At 58.6% G+C, this 24,223-nt stretch carries 20 protein-coding genes; 19 read left to right on the top strand and 1 reads right to left on the bottom strand.

What is annotated here, in order from left to right; genetic code table 11:
• The first annotated feature begins 12 nt into the window (after positions 1–12).
• From AC3CHX_RS13615 to ubiT, 4 genes are all read left to right on the top strand, one after another.
• A complete protein-coding gene (locus tag AC3CHX_RS13615; protein ID WP_488644534.1) occupies positions 13–1,398 on the top strand; it encodes a NarK family nitrate/nitrite MFS transporter in 1,386 nt (461 codons plus the stop codon).
• A gap of 10 nt (positions 1,399–1,408) precedes the next feature.
• Positions 1,409–2,830 carry an oxygen-independent coproporphyrinogen III oxidase gene (hemN, locus tag AC3CHX_RS13610; RefSeq protein ID WP_488644533.1) on the top strand — a complete coding sequence of 474 codons (1,422 nt, stop codon included), beginning with the start codon at positions 1,409–1,411 and terminating at the stop codon, positions 2,828–2,830.
• 8 nt (positions 2,831–2,838) lie between these two features.
• Positions 2,839–3,519 (top strand): Crp/Fnr family transcriptional regulator, encoded by a 681-nt coding sequence (locus AC3CHX_RS13605; protein WP_488644532.1) that lies wholly within the window; start codon positions 2,839–2,841, stop codon positions 3,517–3,519.
• A 266-nt stretch (positions 3,520–3,785) separates the two neighbouring features.
• Positions 3,786–4,298, top strand: a complete 513-nt coding sequence (gene ubiT / locus AC3CHX_RS13600) for a ubiquinone anaerobic biosynthesis accessory factor UbiT (RefSeq protein ID WP_488644531.1) — start codon at positions 3,786–3,788, stop codon at positions 4,296–4,298.
• Here ubiT and AC3CHX_RS13595 read toward each other — a convergent pair.
• Entirely contained in the window at positions 4,264–4,668 is a 405-nt protein-coding gene (locus AC3CHX_RS13595) for a ribonucleotide reductase subunit alpha (RefSeq protein ID WP_488644530.1), read from the bottom strand. The genes ubiT and AC3CHX_RS13595 overlap by 35 nt on opposite strands.
• A 378-nt stretch (positions 4,669–5,046) precedes the next feature.
• Between AC3CHX_RS13595 and nosZ the strand changes: the two genes are divergently transcribed.
• The 15 genes from nosZ to moaA all read left to right on the top strand — a co-directional run bounded on the left by nosZ (position 5,047) and on the right by moaA (position 24,101).
• Positions 5,047–6,978, top strand: coding sequence for a TAT-dependent nitrous-oxide reductase (nosZ, locus tag AC3CHX_RS13590; RefSeq protein WP_488644529.1), 1,932 nt, complete (start codon positions 5,047–5,049; stop codon positions 6,976–6,978).
• A 59-nt stretch (positions 6,979–7,037) separates the two neighbouring features.
• Positions 7,038–9,209: a 4Fe-4S binding protein gene (locus AC3CHX_RS13585; RefSeq protein ID WP_488644528.1), complete on the top strand. Its 2,172-nt coding sequence runs from the start codon at positions 7,038–7,040 to the stop codon at positions 9,207–9,209.
• Positions 9,209–10,519 (top strand): nitrous oxide reductase family maturation protein NosD, encoded by a 1,311-nt coding sequence (locus AC3CHX_RS13580; protein WP_488644527.1) that lies wholly within the window; start codon positions 9,209–9,211, stop codon positions 10,517–10,519. Before AC3CHX_RS13585 ends, AC3CHX_RS13580 begins: the two co-directional genes overlap by 1 nt.
• The gene (locus AC3CHX_RS13575) at positions 10,500–11,420 is read left to right on the top strand and encodes an ABC transporter ATP-binding protein (RefSeq protein ID WP_488644526.1); all 921 of its coding nucleotides are present in this window, start codon (positions 10,500–10,502) and stop codon (positions 11,418–11,420) included. The genes AC3CHX_RS13580 and AC3CHX_RS13575 overlap by 20 nt, the downstream gene beginning before the upstream one ends.
• Positions 11,404–12,228 (top strand): ABC transporter permease, encoded by an 825-nt coding sequence (locus AC3CHX_RS13570; RefSeq protein WP_488644525.1) that lies wholly within the window; start codon positions 11,404–11,406, stop codon positions 12,226–12,228. Before AC3CHX_RS13575 ends, AC3CHX_RS13570 begins: the two co-directional genes overlap by 17 nt.
• Positions 12,225–12,743: a nitrous oxide reductase accessory protein NosL gene (locus AC3CHX_RS13565; protein WP_488644524.1), complete on the top strand. Its 519-nt coding sequence runs from the start codon at positions 12,225–12,227 to the stop codon at positions 12,741–12,743. The genes AC3CHX_RS13570 and AC3CHX_RS13565 overlap by 4 nt, the downstream gene beginning before the upstream one ends.
• Positions 12,744–12,753: 10 nt before the next feature.
• Positions 12,754–13,401 (top strand): toxin-antitoxin system TumE family protein, encoded by a 648-nt coding sequence (locus AC3CHX_RS13560; protein WP_488644523.1) that lies wholly within the window; start codon positions 12,754–12,756, stop codon positions 13,399–13,401.
• Positions 13,402–13,484: 83 nt separating this feature from the next.
• Positions 13,485–13,931, top strand: a complete 447-nt coding sequence (locus tag AC3CHX_RS13555) for a c-type cytochrome (protein WP_488644522.1) — start codon at positions 13,485–13,487, stop codon at positions 13,929–13,931.
• A gap of 128 nt (positions 13,932–14,059) precedes the next feature.
• Positions 14,060–15,097: an FAD:protein FMN transferase gene (locus AC3CHX_RS13550; protein WP_488644521.1), complete on the top strand. Its 1,038-nt coding sequence runs from the start codon at positions 14,060–14,062 to the stop codon at positions 15,095–15,097.
• Positions 15,098–15,317: 220 nt separating this feature from the next.
• Positions 15,318–19,013, top strand: a complete 3,696-nt coding sequence (locus AC3CHX_RS13545) for a nitrate reductase subunit alpha (RefSeq protein ID WP_488644520.1) — start codon at positions 15,318–15,320, stop codon at positions 19,011–19,013.
• Between the two features lie 26 nt (positions 19,014–19,039).
• The gene (gene narH, locus AC3CHX_RS13540; RefSeq protein ID WP_488644519.1) at positions 19,040–20,596 is read left to right on the top strand and encodes a nitrate reductase subunit beta; all 1,557 of its coding nucleotides are present in this window, start codon (positions 19,040–19,042) and stop codon (positions 20,594–20,596) included.
• A 39-nt stretch (positions 20,597–20,635) separates the two neighbouring features.
• Positions 20,636–21,310, top strand: a complete 675-nt coding sequence (narJ, locus tag AC3CHX_RS13535; RefSeq protein WP_488644518.1) for a nitrate reductase molybdenum cofactor assembly chaperone — start codon at positions 20,636–20,638, stop codon at positions 21,308–21,310.
• Between the two features lie 319 nt (positions 21,311–21,629).
• Positions 21,630–22,313: a respiratory nitrate reductase subunit gamma gene (narI, locus tag AC3CHX_RS13530; RefSeq protein WP_488644517.1), complete on the top strand. Its 684-nt coding sequence runs from the start codon at positions 21,630–21,632 to the stop codon at positions 22,311–22,313.
• 26 nt (positions 22,314–22,339) lie between these two features.
• The gene (locus AC3CHX_RS13525) at positions 22,340–23,086 is read left to right on the top strand and encodes a peptidylprolyl isomerase (protein WP_488644516.1); all 747 of its coding nucleotides are present in this window, start codon (positions 22,340–22,342) and stop codon (positions 23,084–23,086) included.
• A 40-nt stretch (positions 23,087–23,126) separates the two neighbouring features.
• On the top strand, positions 23,127–24,101 hold the full coding sequence (moaA, locus tag AC3CHX_RS13520) for a GTP 3',8-cyclase MoaA (protein WP_488644515.1): 975 nt from the start codon (positions 23,127–23,129) through the stop codon (positions 24,099–24,101).
• Positions 24,102–24,223: the final 122 nt, after the last annotated feature.

The raw sequence follows: 24,223 nt of genomic DNA, 5'->3' as shown, positions 1-24,223 counted from the left end.
TAGGAGAGTGTAGTGAGCAAATATGTCATCAATACCTGGGAGCCGGAAACAATCAGCTTCTGGAAAAAAACCGGCAGGTCGACCGCTAATCGAAATTTGTGGATTTCCATTCCTGCGTTGCTGCTGGCTTTCGCAGTATGGATGGTATGGAGCGTGGTGGTGGTGAACCTGCCGAACATCGGCTTCAAGTACAGCACCAATCAACTGTTCTGGCTGACGGCATTGCCGGGACTGTCCGGTGCGACCTTACGTATTTTTTATTCATTCATGGTGCCGATCTTCGGTGGCAGAAAATGGACCGCCATTTCTACCGGCTCGCTGCTGATTCCCGCCATTGGCATCGGCTTCGCGGTACAGGATGTCAGTACCAGTTTTCCGACCATGCTGGTATTGGCGCTGTTGTGTGGATTTGGCGGCGGTAATTTTGCATCGTCGATGGCGAATATCAGTTTTTTCTACCCCAAGGCACAGAAAGGCTATGCCCTCGGGATGAATGCCGGACTCGGCAATCTTGGGGTATCGGTAGTGCAATTCCTGGTACCGCTGGTGATCACCGCGGGCGTATTCGGCACGCTGGGCGGCGACCCGCAAACCTGGATGAAAGCCGGGCAAGCCAAGCAACTGTGGCTGCAAAATGCGGGCTTTATCTGGGTGCCGTTTATCGCGCTCATGACCCTGCTGGCATGGTTCGGCATGAATGACATTTCGTCGGCCAAAGCCTCTTTTGCGGAGCAGGCCGTGATTTTCAGGCGCAAGCACAACTGGCTGATGTGCTGGTTGTATACCGGCACGTTCGGCTCCTTTATCGGGTATTCGGCCGGATTCCCCTTGCTGATCAAGACCCAGTTCCCCGAGATCAATCCGCTGGAATATGCCTTCCTCGGGCCGCTGGTCGGTGCGCTGGCACGCGTGCTGGGCGGCTTGATCGCGGACAAGCTCGGCGGCGCCAAAGTCACGCTATGGACCTTCGCGGCAATGATCGCTGCCGTGTTCGGTGTACTGAACTTTCTGCCGCATGCAGGGGGGGCGGGTAATTTTGGCGGCTTCTTCTGGATGTTCATGCTGCTGTTTGCCGGAACCGGGGTTGGCAATGCATCTACCTTCCGCATGATTCCAGTGATTTTCCTGACCGAGCGGCAGCGTGCGGCTGCCGGCAGAGGCCAGCTGGCCCAGGACCAGGCAATTATCGATGCGAACAAGGAGGGCGCAGCGGTGCTGGGCTTTACCTCGGCTGTGGCGGCGTATGGCGCTTTCTTTATTCCGAAAAGCTACGGCACGTCGATTGCGTTGACCGGTGGCCCGGACGCCGCGCTATTGTGCTTCATAGCGTTTTACGCCACCTGCATTGCGATCACCTGGTGGTTCTATGCGCGCAGGCATGCCGAAATGCCGTGCTAAGGAGTGAAAAATGAACGTTTCCACGACAGTAGTCCCGTCGGTCGAGTTCGACGCGGCGTTGATACGCAAGCTCAATCAGATGGGGCCGCGCTATACGTCGTACCCGACGGCCGACCGGTTCTCCCGGCTGTTTACGGCCGACGACTATCGGCAGGCCGTTGAGCGCCTGCGCGCCCGGGGCGCGCGGCATCCCCTGTCGCTGTATGTGCATATCCCGTTCTGCGAGTCGCTGTGCTATTTCTGCGCCTGCAACAAGATCATCACGCAAGACCGTGAGAAGGCCGTGCTCTACCTCGATTACCTGAAACGCGAGATCGCACTGCAGGGGCAGCTGTTTGCCGGCATGAACCGGATCGAGCAATTGCATTTCGGCGGTGGCACGCCGACCTATTTGAGCGACGCCCAGATGGGTGATTTGATGGCCTGCCTGCGCCAATGGTTTGACTTTGCACCGGACGCGCAAGGCGAATATTCGGTGGAAGTCGACCCGCGCACGGTCACGCCCGAACGGGTCCGCACCTTGCGCGCGCAGGGCTTCAACCGGATCAGCCTGGGGGTACAGGATTTTGACGCCGAGGTGCAGAAAGCAGTGAACCGCATCCAGCCCGAAGCGCAGACGGTGGACGTCATCGAGGCCGCGCGCGCGGCCGGTTTTCGCTCCATCAGCATCGACCTCATTTATGGGCTGCCCAAGCAAAGCACGGCGACGATGACGCAGACCCTGGGCAAGGTGATCGCCGCCAATCCCGATCGCATCGCCATTTACAACTACGCGCACATGCCGCATTTGTTCAAGGCGCAGCGCCTGATCGTCGCCGACGATTTGCCTAGCCCGGACGTCAAGCTCGATATGCTGCATCTGTGTATCGACCGCCTCAGCGCTGCGGGCTACGTGTATATCGGCATGGACCATTTCGCCAAGCCCGATGACGATCTCGCGGTGTCGCAGCGGGAAGGGCGTCTGCATCGCAATTTCCAGGGTTATTCAACGCATGCAGAGGCGGACATGGTGGCCGTCGGGGTGTCGGCGATCAGCGCGGTCGGCGCCACCTACAGCCAGAACGACAAGACGCTGGCAGGCTATTACGCGCAGCTCGACCAGGGAAAATTGCCGATCGCGCGCGGCATCGGCTTGAGTGCCGATGATCTGCTGCGGCGCGCCATCATCGGCCAACTGATGTGCGACTTTGCGTTGCCGTTCGCATCGGTGCCGCTGCCGCCCGATATCAGCTTTGCAGGCTACTTCGGGCCGGAGCTGGATACAATGCGCCAGATGGAACTGGATGGACTGCTCAAGATCGACCAGCAAGGTTTGCGCGTGACCTTGAAAGGGCGGCTCCTGATCCGCAATGTCTGCATGGTGTTCGATCGCTATCTGAGCGCGGTGGAGGATGTCAGGCCGATGCCGCTGCGCTATTCGAAGACAATCTGAGGTGCGCGATGGACAGGAATAAAATCCAGGCCCAGGCCTTCCTTGCGCGCCTGCCGCTATTCAATGCGATGGCGCCCGATGAACTGGACCGGATCGCGCTTGGCACGACCGAGTCCCATGTCGCGCGCGGCGACACGATCTTCCGGCGCGGCGACCCGTGCGCCGGCTTTCATTGTGTGATCTACGGCCAGGTGAAGCTTGCGTTTGCATCCGCGCAAGGGACGGAAAAGGTGATCGAACTGATCGGTCCCGGCCATAGCTTCGGCGAGGCACTGATGTTCATGGAAAAACCGTATATCGTCACGGCCCAGGCCCTGGCGGATTCGCTCTTGCTGCACGTGGCGAAGGCGACCGTGTTCACGGAGCTCGAGCGCACCCCGGCCTTCGCGCGCAAGATGCTGGCCGGCCTTAGCCAGCGCATGCATGGCCTGATCTGCGACCTGGAATCGTTTTCCATCCGTTCAGGGACCCAGCGCGTGATCGGCTACCTGTTGAAAGGGGAGTCGCATGAAGACGGCGAGCAGGTCACGCTGTCCGTCGGCAAAGCCGTCGTCGCGTCGCGCCTGAACCTGACGCCCGAACACTTCTCGCGCATCTTGTCGGACTTGAGCGCGCATCAGCTGATTGCGGTCCATGGCCGCGACGTCACGATTCTCGATACGGAAAAATTGCGTCAGTACGCCGGATGAAGGTAGCGCCCTAGGAGCCTGTCGGACTTGGGGAATCGAAGCGAAAAAATAGCTGGGCGAGGACAGATTTTGCCGGATTCGAAGTGTCAATAGCGAGCTATTGACCGAGAAGGCGGTGAAATATGGACCGTCCAGATATTTTTGCAGCCGATTACTCCCAAGTCCGACAGGCTCCTAGAGCAGGGTCTTTTCCCTTGATCCATGTCAAGGCCTTCAAGTCCGATGGCCGCTATAGTCTGCTCCGACACTACGCGAGGACCGTCCCCATGCAGAAAACACGCTACGCCCTGCCCGCAGCGCTGGCAAAACTATTCTCAACATTGCCGGCTTACCCCGGTTCGTGGCTCTTCGTCCAAGGCCTGAACCTGGTGCTGGCGAAGCACCTGCCGGCCGACGTGCAGCAATCGCTGGAAGGGAAAAAGCTGCGGCTGCGGGTCGATGACGCGCAGCTGGCGTTCGATTTCGAATGGCAGCGCGGCGCGTTCGCGGCTTGCCGCACCCACGCCGAGGCGGACCTGACGATCTCCGCAGCCGCGCACGACTTCCTGTTGCTGGCCCGGCGCCAGGAAGACCCCGACACCCTGTTCTTCAGTCGTCGGCTGGCGATCGAAGGCGATACCGAGCTTGGACTCCTGTTCAAGAACACGCTCGATGCGATCGACGTGTCGGCTTTCGATCCGGGCCGGATGGCGCCGCATCGCCTGCTCGCACGCTTGCGGCCCGCAGGTTTGATGAAGCGCAGCGTCAGTGGAATTGCAGCAACTCCCCCTCTCGATTGAAAGCCAGAAAGTGTTCGATTTGTCCATTTCGAATCGACTCGATCATCATTTTCAAGGGGGCCTCCGCTTCGCTGTGCCGGGGTTCCTGGCCATTGCGCCCGGACATGGTCGTTACAAAAACGACGTCCCAGTGCTCTCCGGTCTGACACGACTCTTCTACCAATTTTTCGAAACTGCTCAACTCACCGGCCAGCTTGTCCACGCACATGACAGGCGCCAAAGCGCCGCCTTGTTTTGCTGCAAAGCGTTGCTGTTCGGCAGATCCTGCGTCGACTGGCAGTTCTGCCCTGGCGAAAGCAAACAGCAGGCGCTGTGGCTGTGCTTCTAATTTGGCTGCGCTTAATAGATCGCTGTAGCTGGAGATGTTCATAGGGTGCCTTTTGAGAATAAAGCCAGAGATTGTTTGAACCTGCGTTCGCCCTGAACGCGATCGGCGATGCAGCATGTATACCGCAAACCGCTTCCCGCTCCCTATAGGCACAAAGAGCTAGGCCGGCTAGTCCTTATCGAAGCGCTGTACCGACTTCTTGCCAATACCCATTGCTTGCCTCACTGCGTAGACTGCATCCATCGACGCAGGCAATGCCTATGTTTTTAATTCCAGGCATCGACACCGGGAAATCATGATGCAGATCATATGCATTTCGGAGGCCCAACATCACAATATGTACTGGCGATATTTGCGAAAAATTGCGCGTGACGCCAAGATTCCGCCCGAATTCACGATAGCTTAAACGGAAGAAAACTGATGGACAATATCAAGCAAATAACAATGGATGAGGACCTGCCGAAGCTGGGAGGGCGCCGCAATTTCCTGGGTAAAAGTGCATTGCTGGGGTTGGCGACGGCAGGCGTGTCGCTCGGCCTGGCGGGATGCAAGGAAGACGCAGCAGCCAAGGCAGCCGGCTCTGCGGCCAAGGCAGCTACTAGCGGAGGTCATGAAATAGCGCCTGGTCAACTTGACGAATACTATGCCTTCATGAGTGCAGGACACGGCGGAGAAGCAAGAATAGTGGGCATTCCCTCCGGCCGCACCTTGAAGCGGATTCCTGTATTCAATATCGATTGCATGCTGGGCTGGGGTATTACCAACGAATCCAAGGCGATCATGGGAACCAAGGCCGATGGCAGCCTGAAATACACGACCGGGGATACCCATCACGTGCACGGCAGTTACAAGGACGGCACCTACGATGGCCGCTGGCTGTTTGTGAACGACAAGATTCATTCGCGCCTGGCGCGCATCCGCATGGATACGATGGAATGCGACAAGATTACCCAATTGCCGAATGTCATGGGCATGCATGGCCTGTTCACGGACAAGCGCGACCCGGTTGATGAAAAGATCAACTACACCACGCGTGTATTCTGCGGCTCCGAATTCCATATTCCGTTGCCGAACGACGGCCGTGATCTGGAAGATCCGGCCAAATGGGGTTGCCTGTTCACTTGTGTAGATGCGGCGACCATGGAAGTGCGTTGGCAATGCCGTGTCAATGGCAATATGGATCTGGTTGCCACTTCCTACGACGGCAAGCTGGCCGCATCAAATCAGTACAACACCGAAAACGGCGTCGATTTGAACGGCATGATGTCGGCCGAGCGCGATGCCTGCGTATTCTTCAATGTCGAACGCATTGAAAAGCTGGTCAAGGAGGGCAAGTTCACCACGATAGGCAGTTCCAAGGTGCCGGTGGTCGATGGCCGCAAGGCAGCCAACCCGGACCCGAAGACCTCGCTGACCTGTTATGTCCCGGTAGGGAAAAACCCGCATGGCGTGAATGCCACCCCGGACGGCAAGTACTTCGTTTGTGCCGGCAAGCTGTCACCGACAGCCACCGTGATCGATCTCTCGCTGGTCAGCAAATGGTTTGCCGGCCAACTGAAAACAGAACGCGATTCCGTGGTAGCAGAACCTGAGATCGGCCTGGGTCCATTGCATACCGCCTTCGATGGCAAAGGCAATGCGTACACCTCGCTGTTCCTGGATAGCCAGTGCGTAAAGTGGAATGTCGACAAGGCGATTGCCCAGTTCAAGGGCGACAAAACGGCCAAGGTCATCATCGACAAGATGGACGTACATTACCAGCCCGGCCATAACTATTCATCGATGGGTGAAACCCGGGAAGCCGATGGAAAATACCTGAATTCAGGGAATAAATTTTCCAAGGATCGTTTCTTGCCGGTCGGCCCTCTGCATGCCGATACCGAGCAACTGGTCGACATCAGCCGCGAGAAAATGGTGTTGATTGCCGATCATGCGGCGTATTCGGAACCGCATGACGGCATCATTGTGCGACGCGACCTGGTCAAGACGCGCCAGATCTACAGCATCGACGACTTTCCGAATGCGGTCAAGCCGGAGAACGCGGGCATTGAACGCAAGGGCAACAAGGTGCATGTGCGTTTGATGTCGCAGGCGCCGAATTTCAGCATGCCTGTCATCAAGGTCAAGAAAGGCGATGAAGTCACCATCACCCTGACCAACCAGGACAAGGTGGAGGATTTGACGCATGGTTGCGCCATTCCGACCTACAACATCAACTTTATCGTCAATCCGCAGGAAACCAAATCGGTCACCTTCAAGGCCGACCATGCCGGTGCGTACTGGATTTACTGCACCCACTTCTGCCATGCGCTGCATCTGGAAATGCGTAGCAGGTTCTTGGTGGAAGCCTAAGTCTGCGTCTGATGAAGCACATTTTCACCCATCGGTGGGCGTTGCTACGCATTCTGCCAATGCTCTCCTTTTTGTTTGCGCTGCTGCTCGCATCTCCGGCCCATGCGGCGATGTACGACGCCGAATTGCCGGAGCAGCTTCTGCACGGCCCCGACCTGTGCGCGCTTGCACCTTGCCGCGACGTCATGCCGCTGGCAAGCAAATTTTCATTGCGCAAGGGCGCGCCCAGCTATGTCGAGGCCATCGGGACAGGCAATGACAAGGTGGAACGCCTGGTCGGATACGTGTTCCTGTCAACCGATGTGGTCGATATTCCCGCCTATTCGGGCAAACCGGTCATCACGCTGATCGGCATGGATACACACGGCATGATTACCGGCGTACGCGTCCTGAAACACTCGGAACCGATTCTGCTGGCCGGGATTCCGGAATCCGAGCTATTGAAATTCATCCACCAATATGTCGGCAAGGCGGGCGATGCGAAGCTGGAGATCGGCCACAGCAATAGCGGCGATGGTGCCGTCGGCCTGGATGCCATCAGCGGCGCCACGGTGACCACGATCGCCGAGAATCAGGTGATTTCACGCAGCGCGTATGAGATCGGGCGGCAAGTCGGCATCTTCAAGAGCGTAGCCCGGCCGGCCGCACGCCTGACTGCCGTAAACGACCGGCTGAACTGGGCCCAGCTGGCCGCGGAAGGCAGCGTCGGACATCTGCTGGTTCCCGCTGCGGAAGTGGGCGCGAGCGACACCAGCCAGCCGTATATGGATTTGTATTTCGGGTATCTGAATGTACCCGGCATCGGCATCAGTTTGCTGGGCGAACCTGCCTATCGACGCTTGATGCAGGATTTGAAACCGGACGAGCACGCCATTTTCATCATCGCCAATGGCCAGGTGTCATTCAAGGGATCCGGCTTTGTACGCGGCGGGATCTACGACCGGATTCAGGTCAGACAAGACCCGCTGACGTTTACTTTCCGCGATACTGATTACCAGAACCTCTATCATTTGCAGCCGGCCGATGTGCCCGGGTTCAAGGAGTCCGCGGTGTTTATCGTGCGCTCCGCCAATTTCAATCCGGCCTGGCCGTGGCAACTGGCCTTCCTTGCCAACAAGGTCGATGCGCAGACCGGCACCAAGACATTTGTGCATTTCGACCAGGAATACTGGCTGGCGGCCCGTTATCTCGAGGGCGGCCGTCCCAAGGTCTATCGCCCGGAAGCCGCGTGGAAGTCTTTGTGGAAGGGCGAAAAGCTGGAGATCGCGTTATTCGCGCTGATACTCGGATTTACCGCGCTGATGTATTCGCAACGCGACAAGCTGGTACGGGCGTCGACCCGCAAGCATAAGCCATGGATTGCGCGCCCGCGCCATCTGCTATGGCTTGCCAGCGTCGCCTTCCTCGGCTTCTATTTGAAGGCGCAGCCCAGCATCACGCAAGTCATGACCTGGTTCCATTCGTTGCTGCATCAATGGAAGTGGGAACTGTTCCTGTCCGATCCGTTCATCTTCATTTTCTGGTGGTTCATCATCATCACCGTGCTGGTCTGGGGCCGGGGCGTATTCTGCGGCTGGCTGTGTCCGTTCGGTTCGCTGCAGCAGCTGGCGCACAGCATCGGCAAGGTGATCGGTCTCAAGCGCTTCCAGCACCTGCTGCCCAAGCCCTTGCATGACAAGCTCAAATGGATCAAGTACGGCGTATTCTTTGGCCTGATCGCGGTCTCGTTGTATTCGATGGAATTCGCCGAAAAGCTGGCTGAAATCGAGCCGTTCAAGACGACGTTCCTGGTTGGCGTATGGAACCGCAGCTGGCCATTCTGGCTATTCATCGGGGGTATCCTCGGCTGGTCGTTTTTCAGTGAACGGCCATATTGCAAATATATTTGCCCGCTCGGTGCGGGCCTCGCGCTTCCCGGCAAGTTCCGCCTGTTCGGCCTCAAGCGCAAGGCCGAGTGCCAGACCTGCCACGCCTGCGCTGCCGGCTGCGGCTCGCATGCGATCGACAGCGCCGGCAAGATCGACCAGATGGAATGCATGCTGTGCCTGGACTGCATGGTGATGTACTACGACGATCACGCTTGTCCGCCGCTGGTCAAGGAGCGCAAGTCGCGCGCACGGCAAGGTGTGGCGTTGACACGGATCGACACGCATGGCTATTTCATTCCGCTCGACAGCGTGCGCCGCACGTTGTCTGAAAAAGTGGCGGAACTGGGCGAGAAGGGGCCGTGATGATTGCCGCAACGCGCCGCCGCCTTGCCGTGCCTGTTGCCGGACCCACGCTGCTGCGGAGGCTTGCAGTTGCGCTGCTAAGTGGCGCGCTGGCCCATGGCGCGGCGTGCGCAGTGCTGCAGGTGCAGAGCGGCCAGTCGATTGCGGACGCAGTGCGCCGCGCGCAGCCCGGCGACACCGTGCAGGTGGAGCGCGGCGACTACACCGAGCATCTTGTGATCGACAAGGCGCTGACCTTGCAAGGACACAATCGGCCCACCATCAGCGGGAAAAATAGCGGCGACGTGATCCGGGTGCGTGCCAGCGGCGTCACCATCGCAGGCCTCGTCATACGCGACAGCGGTGCCGATCTGGGGGCGCAAAACGCTGGGGTTTACGTCGAACCGGGCGCCGACCGGACCACGGTTCAGGATTGCGAGCTGGTGTATAACCTGTTCGGCGTCTGGCTCGAAACATCCAACGATTCGCAGCTGCTCCGCAACGTGATTACCGGCAAGCGCGACCTGATGTCGGTCAATCGCGGCAACGGGATACAAGTCTATAACACCAGCGGCGCCCGGATTATCGATAACGACATCAGCTATACGCGCGATGGCATCTACGTCGACATCTCTACCCGCGCGCTGTTTCGCGGCAACAGGATTCACCATGTGCGCTACGGCACGCATTACATGAACACCAACAATAGCACCTGGGAAAACAATGTCTCGTATCTGAATCGCGGCGGACTGGCGCTGATGGAAGTACGGAACCTGGTGGTGCGCAATAACATTGCCTGGGGCAATACGGATCACGGCATCATGTTGCGCACGATCCAGGATTCGGTCATCGAAAACAATATCGTGGCCGCCAATGGGCGCGGTTTCTTCATATACGACGCCGAGTACAACGTGGTGCGCAAGAATCTCGTCATCAACAACCGGATCGGCATCCACCTGGCGGCCGGATCGGCCAACAACCAGGTCGATGGAAATGATTTCATCGGCAACCAGGAACAGGTCAAATTCGTCGCAGCGCGCGATGTCGAGTGGGGCCGCGCGCAGGGAAATTACTGGAGCAACTACACAGGATGGGATCAAAACGGCGACGGTGTCGGCGATGTCGCCTACGAAGCCAATGACCTGGTGGATCGCCTGAATTGGGAATATCCGCTGGTCAAGACGCTGCTCTCCAGCCCCGCGCTACAGACACTGCGTTTCGTGGCCCGGCAGTTCCCGGTGTTGCGCGCCCCAAGCATCGTCGACATGCATCCGCGCATGCACCCCTTGACTCAGGATTGGAGACGGTGGAATGACAAACAACCCAATTGAAATGACCGACGTCACCAAATCGTTTGGCGCTGTGCCGGCAATCAGAGGCATCACCCTGACGGTCGCCAAAGGCGAAATGTTCGGTCTGATCGGCCACAATGGCGCGGGCAAGAGCACGCTGTTCAAGCTGATGCTAGGACTAATTCCGACTTGCTCCGGCGAGATTCTGGTTCACGGCACGCCCTGCGGCGGCCGTGACTTTCGTCAAGTGCGGCGACGCATCGGCTATTTGCCGGAGAGTTTCGTGACCTACGACAACCTGAGCGGGATCGAAGTGCTGCGCCTGTTCGCCGATTTGAAAAAAGTTCCGCGCAGCAGCTGCGCCGAACTGCTGTCCCGGGTCGGTTTGACGGATGCGGCGGCGCGGCGCGTGCGCACTTACTCGAAGGGCATGCGTCAGCGCCTCGGCTTCGCCCAGGTCCTGTTGGGAAATCCCGACCTGATCTTTCTGGACGAACCGACCAACGGTCTCGATCCGGAGGGCATCCACGATTTTTACGCGATCCTGCGCGAGGTGCAGGCGCGCGGCGCGACCATCGTCATCACCTCGCACATTCTGGCCGAGATACAAGATCGTGTTGACCGTCTGGTGATCCTGCAATCCGGGAAGATATCCGCACAGGGAACGTTGACCGAACTGCGCGCGCAGATGGTGCTGCCTTCGGTCATCCAGGCCACATTGCTTGCGGGTCGAGGCGCCGGGATCGCCGCTGCGCTGGCGCATCTGGCCGGCCTGGGACTACGGGTCGACGGTGACTGCGCGCGGATCACCTGCCCGGCCGCGCAGAAAATTGCGGTGCTGGCCGCGCTGACGGATTCGGTACGGGACATCTTGATTCATGAACCGTCGCTGGAAGATCTTTTTCTCGGTTATGGAGGTTTGCATGTCAGCGCGCATTGAATGGGCACAAGTGCGCGTGATCGCCGCCAAGGAGTTCCGCGATCGCATCCGCAACCGCTGGGTATTGGCGGTGGCGCTGATTTTTTCCCTGTTCGCGCTGGCAATCGCGTATTTCGGCGCGGCACAGCAGGGCGAGATCGGATTCCGCAGCATCGATGTGACCGTTGCCAGCCTGGTGAGCCTGGTGATTTACCTGCTGCCGCTGATTGCATTGATACTCGGCTACGACGCCATCGTCGGCGAGAAAGAGCGCGGTTCTCTTGAGTTGCTGCTGTCGATGCCGATTACCCGTTTTGAAATCCTGTTGGGGAAATATCTCGGTCTCGCCGCCGCGCTGGGCAGTTCGACCGTGATCGGATTCGGCACGGGATTGTTGCCCCTCGCAGCCGATTTGAGCCGCCATGATTTGTATCACTACGCCGGTTTTGTACTGAGCGCGATTCTGATGGGCTTGGCGTTTCTCAGCATCTCCATGCTGGTATCGGTGCTGGCACTGGACCGCGTGCGCGCCAGCGGCGTCGCGATCGGACTGTGGTTTTTCTTCGTGCTGATTTTCGATCTGCTGCTGATGGGGGCATTGGTGGTGAGCCAGGGCAATCTTGGGAGTGCGGTTTTTGCCGGTGTGTTGATGCTCAATCCGGCCGATGTGTTCCGCTTGCTGAATATTTTCAGCTCGCAACAGGTGCAGAACATGTACGGACTGGCGACGGTCATGCCGGATAGCCTGACTAACCCGATGGTGCTGCTCACCATCATGCTGGGCTGGATCATCGTGCCATTCTTTTTAGCGAACTGGAGGTTCAAATGAAACCGAACACCCCGCAAACAAAAACCAAGCGCCGCTATCCGGAGTTCCGGCTGGCACTGCTGGCCTGCATTGCAACCATGTTGCTGCTGGCAGCATGCAACCCGGCGTCGCACAAGATCGTGGCGCAGGAACCGAGCGCTGATACAGCGAGTGCGCTGGACGGCATGGTGCTCCGGGAATATCCGGGGCCGAAAGCGCAGATTCAATATGCCGAAGGCAAGCCGGACTTCTATTCCAACCTGATGGAAATGTTTACCGTGGTGCTGATACCGCAACAGAAGCGCCCCATCGCCGGGCTGTTCGTGCAGGATATGGGCAAAACGGATTGGGATCATCCGAGTGGCCACTGGATAGCCGCGAAGACGGCGCTGTATGTCGTCGGTAGCAAGAAACCCGGCTCGATGGGGCCGACGTTCGGCTCTTTTTCCAATCCGCGGGACGCGGCAGCTTTCGTGAAACGGGAGGGCGGCAAGATATTCGCCTTCGATCAGATCAGCCTGGAAATGGTGAACTAAGGAGAAGCAGATGGATTACCAACCGGACACTACCTTCGAAGCGGATGCGCTTCAGGATCTCTACGCAAGAACGTTGTATACCTTGCGCGAGTCGCACAAGGCAATGCTGAAGCAATATGCGGTCGCCAGTGAAGCCGACTTGCTGGAAAAAATCGGCAGCGGCAAGCTCGAGTGCCACCCGGCGTACGAGCATTATCTCAGCGCCTTGATCATTGCTCAGACGCGCAGGTACGTCAGGGCGCAGGCGGCGGAGCTATTGGGCGGAGCCGGTACGAACGCCAGCGCCGAAATCAGAGTGCATCTGATGTTGAAGGAGAAAATCGAGGAACATTACGCGGACCGGCTCCGCCGACCTGTGCGCTTCGCCCAGGATGCGCTGCTGCTGTCTTTCAACAGCGGATTGATCATGGAGGTGCGTTATTTCAGTCGCGACGAATATTCGATCTGCTGGAGCTGGGGCGAGGCGGAATTGCGCGTCGACACCGCGCCGGTACACGCCGATTGCGCCACTTTTCCACATCATCTGCATGACGACGTAGCGGGCTTGCGCGCCGACACAATGACAGAGCCGGGCGCGGCGTGCTGGTTGAATTTCAGCCGCCTGATCGAGGTACTCCTGGTCGATCCCTTGCTGGAGAGCAGGAAAGTCGAGATCTGAACGCATGGCGGAAACCGGTTGGCGCCGCCAAACAAGCAACACGCAAGAGCAAGAAATTTTATTCACTTTTGGAAAGTAAAATCATGAACCCAAGCAAATTTTTGCCACTCGTTATCGTTGTGGCGCTGGCGGCATGCGGGCAGAAAAGTCCGGCAACCGACACTGCTGCTGCGAAAACAAGCGCGTCGGCTTCCGCCAGTGTTGCGGCAGCCGCACCGGCGGCCAGCATAGTCGCCTCCGCGCCAGCGCCGGCCGCTCCCGTAGTGGCAGTGGCAAGCGCCGGCGACCTGGTCAAGGGCGAACAGATTTACACTGCGACCTGTCAGGCTTGTCATGCCGCCGGTGTATTGGGCGCACCGAAATTCGGCGACAAGGCTGCATGGCAGCCGCGGATCGCCAAAGGAAAAGATGCGCTGTATACCGATGCGCTGAACGGCTTCAAGATGATGCCGCCCAAGGGTGGCAACGCGCTGCTCAAGGATGAAGAGCTCAAGGCCGCGGTGGATTATATGGTCAGCAAAGCGACCTGATCGGCGCGCGCCGACCGGAAACGTTGAAACATCCGTATCTGTTGTTACGCACTGTCGGCGAGAGTGTTTTCTCCATAGTGAGCGTGCGCAGCATCAGATCGGCAAGACAGAATCAAGGCGGCAGCATCATGCTACTACGTCGAGCAAGCAGCTTTTTCGCAGCGCTATTGTTGCTGCTGCCTTTGTTGTCGGGCTGTGCCCGCAGTGAAAGCACCTACCGGACGCAAGGCCATGTGTTCGGTACCGTCGTCGAAGTCAGCATTTACGGCGAGTCGGAGGAACGGGCCAATGCCCTCAGTGCCAGGGTATTGAACGAATTCGATCGCCTGCATCGCAAATTTCACGCCTGGCAACCAAGCATGCTGACCGCGCTAAACGACAGCATTGCGCGCGGCGAGCCGTTCCAGGCGGATTCCGAAATGGTCGACCTGCTCAAATCGGCGACCGAGCTGGCCGAGCGCTCCGACAACCTGTTCAACCCGGCGATCGGCCATTTGATTCGGCTGTGGGGCTTCCAGAGCAGCGACATCACCCCGCACGCACCGCCGCCTGATGAGATCAAGCGCTGGGTCGCTGCCAATCCGCGCCTGGCCGACCTGCGTTATGACGGCAATACGATTTCAAGCGTGAACAAGGCGGTCATGATCGATCTGGGCGGCTACGCGAAAGGTTATGCGCTTGACCGCGCGGCCCAGATTTTACGCGCTGCGCATGTCAAGGCGGCGCTCATCAACGTCGGCGGGAATATCCTCGCGATCGGCCAGCCGGGCCGGCGCCCGTGGCAAGTCGGGATCCGCGATCCGCGCGGCGACGGCGCGATTGCAGCGCTGGCGCTGCATGACAATGAAGCGATCGGCACCAGCGGAGACTATATGCGTTATTTCATGACGGATGGAAAACGCCATCCACACATCATCGATCCCCGGACCGGCGACACCATCGACCTGGTGGCTTCGGTCACCATCATCACCTCCGGGGGCACCGATGCGGGCTTGCGCTCTGATGGGAACTCCAAGCCCTTGTTCATCAGCGGGCCCGCGCACTGGAAAGCGATGGCGCAACGGCTGGGATTGAACGAGGTGATGCTGATCGATACCGACAAACATGTCGAAATGACCCCATCCATGCGCGCCCGGATGGGGACCCCGCCGGCAATAGGTGATTAAAACGCCATCCCGTCTTCGCCCAAGCCTCCCCGCACGGCCGCCTCCCTATAGTCACAAAGAGCTAGACCAGCTAGTCCTTATCGAATCGCACCACCGACTTCTTGCCAATACCCATTGCCTGCCTCGCTGCGTAGACTGATTGCATCGACGTAGGCAATGCCTATGTTTTTGCGACGTTTTTATTTCCCAGCATCGGCACCGGTGCACGCGTGGAGGCAGCATGAGTCATTTTCTGGATCGTCTGAAATTTTTCAACAAGCCCAAGGAGACCTTTTCCAATGGTCACGGCGCGGTCGTCAATGAAGACCGCACCTGGGAAAAAGCCTACCGCCAGCGCTGGCAGCATGACAAGATCGTGCGTTCGACCCACGGTGTGAATTGCACCGGCTCGTGCAGCTGGAAAGTGTATGTCAAGAACGGCTTGATCACCTGGGAAACGCAGCAGACCGATTACCCGCGCACCCGTCCGGATCTGCCGAATCACGAGCCGCGCGGTTGTCCGCGCGGCGCCAGTTATTCGTGGTACGTCTACTCGGCGCAGCGCGTCAAATATCCGATGGTACGTGGCCGCCTGATGGAGATGTGGCGCGAAGCGCGCCTTAGCATGTCGCCGGCGGAGGCCTGGGAATACATCAGCCAGGATCCTGAGCGCGCCAAACAATACAAGTCGGTGCGCGGGCTCGGCGGTTTCGTGCGCGCCACGTGGAATGACGCGAATGAAATCATCGCCGCCGCGAATGCGTTCACGATCAAGAAATTCGGCCCGGACCGCATCATCGGCTTTTCGCCGATCCCGGCCATGTCGATGGTCAGCTATGCCGCCGGCACACGTTATCTGAGCCTGATCGGCGGCGTCGCGATGAGTTTTTACGACTGGTATTGCGACTTGCCGCCAGCCAGCCCCCAGGTCTGGGGCGAACAGACCGACGTGCCGGAATCGGCTGACTGGTACAACTCGACCTACCTGATGGTGTGGGGTTCCAACGTGCCGATGACGCGCACGCCGGATGCCCACTTTTACACCGAGGTCCGCTACAAGGGCACCAAGACGGTCGCCGTATCGTCCGACTATGGCGAGATGGTCAAGTTCGGCGATATCTGGCTGGCGCCGAAGCAGGGCACCGATGCCGCATTGGCGATGGCGATGGGACACGTGATCCTGAAGGAATTCCACGCCAACGGCCAGTCGGCGTATTTCCGCGACTATGCCAAGCAATACACCGACTTCCCGATGCTGGTGCTGCTGAAGGAAAAGAACGGCACGCTGGTGCCGGACTATTTTCTGCGCGCTTCGCATCTGGCCGACAATCTCGACGAAACCAATAATCCCGAATGGAAGACCCTGGTCATCGACGATATCAGCGGCGACATCAGCGCAGCGTCCGGTTCGATCGGCTTTCGCTGGGGCGAATCCGGAAAATGGAATCTGGAACAGAAAGACGGCAGCAGCCGTGCTGCCATCGATCCGCGTTTGTCCCTGATCGATAGCAGCGACCAGGTCATGGCAGTGGGATTCCCCTATTTCGGCGGCAAGGATGCCAACGATATGCTGCTGCGCAACGTGCCGGTGAAAAAGGTGCAACTGGCGGATGGCTCCGTCGCGCTGGTGACGACCGTATTCGACCTGTCATTGGCCAACTACGGTATCGATCGCGGTCTGGGCGGCGGGAATGTGGCCAGGGACTTCAATGACGATGTGCCGTACACCCCGGCATGGCAAGAAAAGCATACCGGCGTCAAGGCCGCCGATGTGATCACCGTGGCGCGCGAATTTGCCGAGAATGCCGACCAGACCCGCGGCAAGAGCATGGTGATCGTCGGTGCCGCGCTGAATCACTGGTATCACATGGACATGACGTATCGCGGCATCATCAACATGCTGATGATGTGCGGTTGCGTGGGTCAATCCGGTGGCGGCTGGGCCCATTACGTCGGCCAGGAAAAATTGCGGCCGCAGACCGGCTGGACCCCGCTCGCCTTCGCACTCGACTGGAACCGCCCGGCGCGCCAGATGAACGGCACCTCGTTCTTTTACGCGCACACCAGCCAGTGGCGTCATGAAAAGCTGCATGCGGAAGAAATTCTGTCGCCATCGGCCGATGGCAAGCTGGCGGAAATGGCGCTGATCGATTACAACGCCAAGGCCGAACGGATGGGCTGGCTGCCATCAGCGCCCCAGTTTGACGTCAACCCGCTGGACATCGCCCGCGCTGCCGAGGCTGCCGATCAGGATGTGGCCGAGTACACGGTGGAACAACTCAAGGCCGGCAAACTGAATTTTTCGTGCGACGATCCGGATAATCCCGCCAACTTCCCGCGCAACATGTTCGTCTGGCGCTCGAATATCCTGGGCAGCTCCGGCAAGGGCCATGAATATTTCCTGAAATACCTGCTCGGCACACAAAACGCCTTGATGAGCGATGAGGAAAGCTGCGTCAAACCGAAGCATGTCAAGATCCGCCCGGCCGCCGAAGGCAAGCTCGATTTGCTGGTGGTGCTCGACTTCCGCATGTCGACCACCTGCCTGTACGGGGATGTCGTGTTGCCAACCGCGACCTGGTACGAGAAGGATGATCTGAATACCTCCGACATGCACCCGTTCATCCATCCCTTATCGGAAGCCGTGCAACCGCTCTGGCAGTCGAAGTCTGATTGGGACATCTACAAGGGCATCGCCGAGAAATTCTCGGAAATCGGCGGCGAATTGCTGGGCACGCAAAAGGATCTGGTGCTCACGCCCCTGATGCACGACACCCCGGGCGAACTCGGCCAGCCGTTCGATCCGAAAGACTGGCGCGCCGGCGAATGCGAGCCGGTCCCCGGTAAAACCATGCCGAACATGCAAGTGGTCGAGCGCAATTACCGCGACGTCTACAAGAAGTTCACCTCGATCGGCCCTTTGCTGGAAAACGCCGGCAACGGCGGCAAGGGCATAGGCTGGAAAACCGGGGATGAAGTCGACGTGCTGCGCGGCATTAACCGCGTGGTGACGGAGGAGGGCGTTTCGCAGGGGCAGCCGCAGTTGAATACCGCGATCGATGCGGCGGAAATGATCCTCTCGCTGGCGCCGGAAACCAACGGTCACGTGGCGGTGAAGGCCTGGGCCGCATTGTCCAAGATGACCGGCCGCGATCACACCCACCTGGCGCTGCCGCGGGAACATGACAGCATCCGTTTCCGCGACGTCCAGGCGCAGCCGCGCAAGATCATCTCGTCGCCGACCTGGTCGGGTCTGGAAAGCGAAGAAGTGAGCTACAGCGCCGGTTACACCAACGTGCATGAACTGATCCCATGGCGCACCCTGACCGGCCGCCAGCAGTTCTACCAGGACCACCTGTGGATGCGCGATTTTGGCGAAGGCCTGTGCGTCTACAAGCCGGCCATCAATACCAAAACCACGGCGGAAATGCTGGGTGCGCAACCGAACGGCAACAAGGAAATTGCGCTGAACTTCATCACGCCGCATCAAAAGTGGGGGATCCACTCGACGTATTCGGACAACCTGCGGATGTTGACCTTGTCGCGTGGCGGTCCGCACGTGTGGCTGTCGGAACGCGACGCGAAAAATGCCGGGATCGTCGATAACGACTGGATCGAAGTGTTTAACGTGAATGGCACGCTGACGGCGCGTGCGGTGGTCAGCCAGCGGGTGCCGGAAGGCATGACGATGATGTACCACGCCCAGGAAAAAATCATCAATGTGCCGGGCGCGGAAATGTCCGGCAAGCGCGGCGGCATCCATAACTCGGTCACGCGCGTGGTGACCAAGCCGACCCACATGATAGGCGGCTATGCGCAACTGTCGTACGGCTTCAATTACTACGGCACCGTGGGCTCGAACCGCGATGAGTTTGTGCTGGTGCGCAAGATGAACAATGTGGAATGGCTGGAAGGCCCGTTGCAAGCCGACGCCTAAAACGAGTCAAAGATCTGGAGCGGAATATGAAAATCAGAGCGCAAATCGGCATGGTGCTGAACCTGGACAAGTGCATCGGCTGCCACACTTGTTCGGTCACTTGCAAAAACGTGTGGACCAGCCGTGACGGTGTCGAGTACGCATGGTTCAACAACGTCGAAACCAAGCCCGGCATCGGCTATCCGAAAGAATGGGAAAACCAGGACAAGTGGAATGGCGGATGGAAGCGCACGGCGTCCGGCAAGATCGAACCGCGTCAGGGCAGCCGTCTGAAAATCCTGGCCAACATTTTCGCCAATCCGAACCTGCCGGCGATCGACGAGTACTACGAGCCGTTCACCTACGATTACGAGCGCCTGCAAAACGCACCGCTGTCGGAAACTCCGCCGACCGCGCGCCCGATTTCGGTGATTACCGGCAAGAAGATGGATAAGATCGAATGGGGTCCGAACTGGGAAGACGACCTCGGCGGCGAATTTGCCAAGCGCAGCAAGGACAAGCTGTTCGACAACATGCAAAAGGAAATGTACGGCACGTTCGAAAACACCTTCATGATGTACCTGCCGCGTCTGTGCGAACACTGCCTGAACCCCACTTGCGTCGCATCCTGTCCGTCCGGATCGGTCTACAAGCGCGAGGAAGACGGCATCGTCCTCATCGATCAGGACAAATGCCGCGGCTGGCGCATGTGCATCTCCGGCTGCCCTTACAAGAAGATTTACTACAACTGGTCATCCGGCAAGGCGGAGAAGTGCACCTTCTGCTATCCGCGTATCGAAGCCGGCCAGCCAACCGTCTGTTCGGAAACCTGCGTCGGCCGTATCCGCTATCTCGGCGTGCTGCTGTATGACGCCGACAAGATCGAAGCTGCGGCCTCAGTGCCCGCCGAGCAGGATTTGTACGACGCACAGCTTGGCGTCTTCCTGAATCCGCATGATCCCGCCATCATCGAGGAAGCGCGCCGTCAGGGGATCCCTGAAGCATGGCTCGCATCCGCCAAGAAATCGCCGGTGTACAAAATGGTCATGGAATGGAAAGTGGCCTTTCCGCTGCACCCGGAATATCGCACGCTGCCAATGGTGTGGTATATCCCGCCGCTGTCGCCGATCCAGGCCGCGGCCGAATCCGGCAAGATGGGTTTGAACGGGATTCTTCCCGATACCAGGAGCTTGCGCATTCCGGTCAAATATCTGGCCAACCTGCTGACTGCCGGCCATGAACCGCCGATCGTGTCTGCACTCGACCGCATGCTGGCGATGCGCGCCTACATGCGCAGCAAGTCGGTCGATAAAGTTGAAAACCTGACCGTGTTGAAACAGGTCGGACTCAGCAAGGCCGAAGTCGAAGACATGTATCACATCATGGCGATCGCCAATTATGAAGACCGGTTTGTGATTCCAAGCAGCCATAAGGAAATGGCTGAGGACAGTTTCAATGAAAAAGGCGCATGCGGTTTCAGCTTCGGCAATGGCTGTTCGGATGGTGTCACCGACACTAGCTTGTTCGGCAAGAAAAAGCATGGATCCACGATCTTTGTCGAGATGCCGAAGTCGCGCAAGAAGAAGGATGTGCAGCAGGCTTGAAGTCTGTAATCGTGTCAGCCCACCATAATGAGGAACACCATGAAGCATTTCCAGGTTTTATCCGCTCTGCTGCTCTATCCCGAGCCGGTGCTGATCGAAAATTTGCCCGAGATCGCGCTGTTGCTTGCCGCAACGCCGACACTGCACGCGCCGCTGCGGCCATTGCTCGATTACCTGGCAACTCAGGACTTGATCACGCTGCAGCAAAATTACGTCATGACTTTCGATCGCAATCCGTCGCATTCGCTGCACCTGTTCGAGCATATACACGGAGAGTCGCGCGATCGTGGACAGGCGATGGTGGACCTGATGGAGGAATACAAGCAACACGGACTGGAAATGACGGGGGACGATTTGCCCGATTTTGTGCCGCTGTTTCTGGAATTCCTGTCGCAGCAGGATGCGGCCGAAGCGGCGCGCCTGCTGTCGGACGCGGTGCACGTGCTGGCCCATATCGGGCACAAGCTGGCCGCCAACGGCAGCCCGTACGCCGTGGTATTCGACGTACTGCAACAGCTTAGTCCGGTGGCCGCCGAAGAATTGACGGAGCCGCCGGTGCGGGATATGGATGAAGCGCTGGAAACCTTCGGACCGGGCGCGGATGGCGTGGAGCCGCTGCTGAAGCACCTGAGCGGCGGCCCGCAACCGATCAACTTTTATCCGAAGGCAGCGCGTGCCGTCGAGAAGGCCGTTGAACCTAGATTCCTCAGTTGACCGCTTACTTTTGTCTGGAAATCCGCATGAACACACACTTTCTATCGTTCGATAAGCTGCACCGATTGGGTGAAAGCGCTACAGGCGCGATTGCACATTTTTCCGGCCCTCTGGCCGCGTTGCTCCTCCTTGCAGGGAAAGCCCTGCCGCGGTGGAGTAGGGAATTCAGACGACATGTCGTCTGCCTGCGCAACGGTTTGCCCTTGCAAGGGCAAACTCCTACCCTGCAGGGTTACGGGCGTCGCGCCTTGCCAGATGACCGGAAAAACGCACACTCGCACATGTCCAACTGAGGAATCTAGGTTTAAAGGAGTACAGCATGAACTATTTACATCAATTCGTCTTCGGGATTTACCCCTACATCGCGCTGGGAATTTTTCTGCTCGGCAGTCTGATCCGCTTCGACCGCGAGCAATACACGTGGAAATCGGATTCCAGCCAACTGCTGCACCGCGGCAGCCTGCGCGCCGGCAATATCCTGTTCCATATCGGCATCATCGGCCTGTTCTTCGGCCATGTGGCCGGTTTGCTGACGCCGGTCTGGGTGTGGGATACGCTCGGCGTATCCCATGGCGCCAAGCAGATGGTGGCAATGGTCGCGGGCGGCATCATGGGCGGTGTGTGCCTGGCCGGCATCCTGATCCTGCTGGTGCGGCGTTTTACCAATGATCGTCTGCTGGCGGTCACGACCTTCAAGGACAAGCTGGTGATGCTGTGGATTCTGGCCACCTTGCTGCTCGGTCTGTCGTCTATCGTCGCGTCGGCGTCGCATACCGACGGCCACATGATGGTGCAACTAATGCATTGGGCACAGCACATCGTCACCTTCCGTGGCGACGCTGCACAATTCATTCTTGACGCGCCGCTGGTCTTCAAGCTGCACCTGTTGATGGGCATGTCGCTGTTTGCGATTTTCCCGTTCACGCGCCTGGTGCATGTGTGGAGCGGCTTCGGTGCCGTCGCTTATCTAGGCCGCGCTTACCAACTGGTGCGCACACGCTGATCGCAGTTTCAACGAGGAGAGGCAGCATGGGTATTTCAGTCAACGGTGTCGAGATTACCGATCGTGCGATCGCGCAGGAATTGCCGCATCATCAAACGGCGGGCAATCCGCTCAAGGAAGCCGTGCACGAGCTGGTGCTGCGCACTGTACTGCTGCAGGAAGCGGACCGCCTGGGCATTGCCGGCGACGATGGCGATGCCCGGGTTGAAGCATTGTTTGCGCAGGAAGTGCGTGTGCCGGAAGCCGATGAAGCCGCCTGCGTCACCTTGTATCGCAAGCAAGCGCAACGCTTTACCAACGGTGAAATGGTGGAGGCGCGCCACATCCTGTTCCAGGTAACGCCGGCCGTGCCGCTGGAACTGCTGCGCGAAACCGGCAACGCGGTGCTGGCGGAATTGCACACCCATCCGGAACGGTTTGCCGAATTGGCACAGGAGTATTCGAACTGTGCATCCGGTGCGCTCGGCGGCAACCTGGGCCAGTTGACGCGCTGCCAGACCGTCGCGGAATTTGACAGCCTGGTGTTCCGCCTTGCGCCCGGCGAGTTGGCCGCACGTTTGCTGGAAACGCGGTTTGGCTTGCATATTGTACAAGTGCTGCGCCGGGTCGATGGCGTCCTGCTACCGTTTGACGCGGTCAAGTCGCAGATTGCCGACAATTTGAGTCGGCAGGCATGGCAACGTGCGCTGCATCAATACCTGCAAATCCTGGTGGGGCGTGCGGATATCCAGGGCGTGACCCTGGAAGGCACAGACAGCCCGCTGGTGCAGTAATCGGATTGATCGATCTATCCGCTATCAACAGGAGGTTTGGATGTTAAGCGACCGGTTTGGCCGATCCATCGACTATTTGCGCTTGTCGGTGACCGACCGTTGCGATTTGCGCTGCAGCTATTGCATTCCCAAGGGCTTCAGGGGCTTTGAAGAACCCAGGCATTGGCTGACATTTGACGAGATCGTGCGTTTGGTAGCGGCCTTCGCGCGCCTGGGTACGTCGCGCGTACGCCTGACCGGTGGCGAACCGCTGCTGCGGCGCAACCTCCCGCAACTGGCGGCACGGCTGGCCGTACTGCCTGGCATGCGTGATCTGTCCTTGTCGACCAATGCAACGCAACTGGGCCGCCATGCGACTGCACTCAGGCAGGCCGGTGTCTCGCGTATCAATGTGAGTCTCGATTCCCTCGATCGCGCCTGCATGGAAAAAATCACCGGCCGCGACAGCTTGGCGCAAATCCTCGATGGACTGAAGGCAGGCAAGGCGGCCGGTTTTTCACCGATAAAAATCAACATGGTTGCCATGCGCGGCATCAATGACGATGAAATCGACGACATGGTGGCGTTCTGTATCGAACAACACTTTATGTTGCGCCTGATCGAAGCGATGCCGATGGGGGCGACCGGACGCGACGCCGCGTATCTCGATCTGGGGCCGATTCAACGGCGGCTGCAAGACAAGTTTGGCTTGCGGCCCCAGGCAACTGAGCTCGGCGGCGGCCCGGCACGTTATCTGGCGACGGCCGACGGCAGCGCGAGTATCGGCTTCATCACGCCGATGTCGCAGCATTTTTGCGCAAGCTGCAATCGGGTGCGGCTGGCAGTCGACGGCACCTTGTACTTATGTCTTGGACAAGAAGAAAAATTTGAGTTTCGGCCCCTGTTGCGCGGCGGCGCAAGCGATGCCGAGCTGGAAGCGGCGATCCGCAGCGCAATTGAATTGAAACCGCAAAAGCATGACTTCCGCGAGCAGCCCGACAAGATCATCCGCTTCATGGCCCAGACGGGTGGATGAGGTAACAGTTCGGTTTAACAGTCTGTTTATCAGGCATTTGGCGCGTACACTGTCAGGTGTTGGATGTACAGCCAACGTTTTGCATGGAGATGACGGCGATGAACAAGATAACGATGTGGTGC

This window comes from Glaciimonas sp. OK215 (assembly GCF_057787885.1).
The sequence above is the reverse complement of the archived record's forward strand: the minus strand, read 5'-3'. Positions and strand labels throughout refer to the sequence as shown.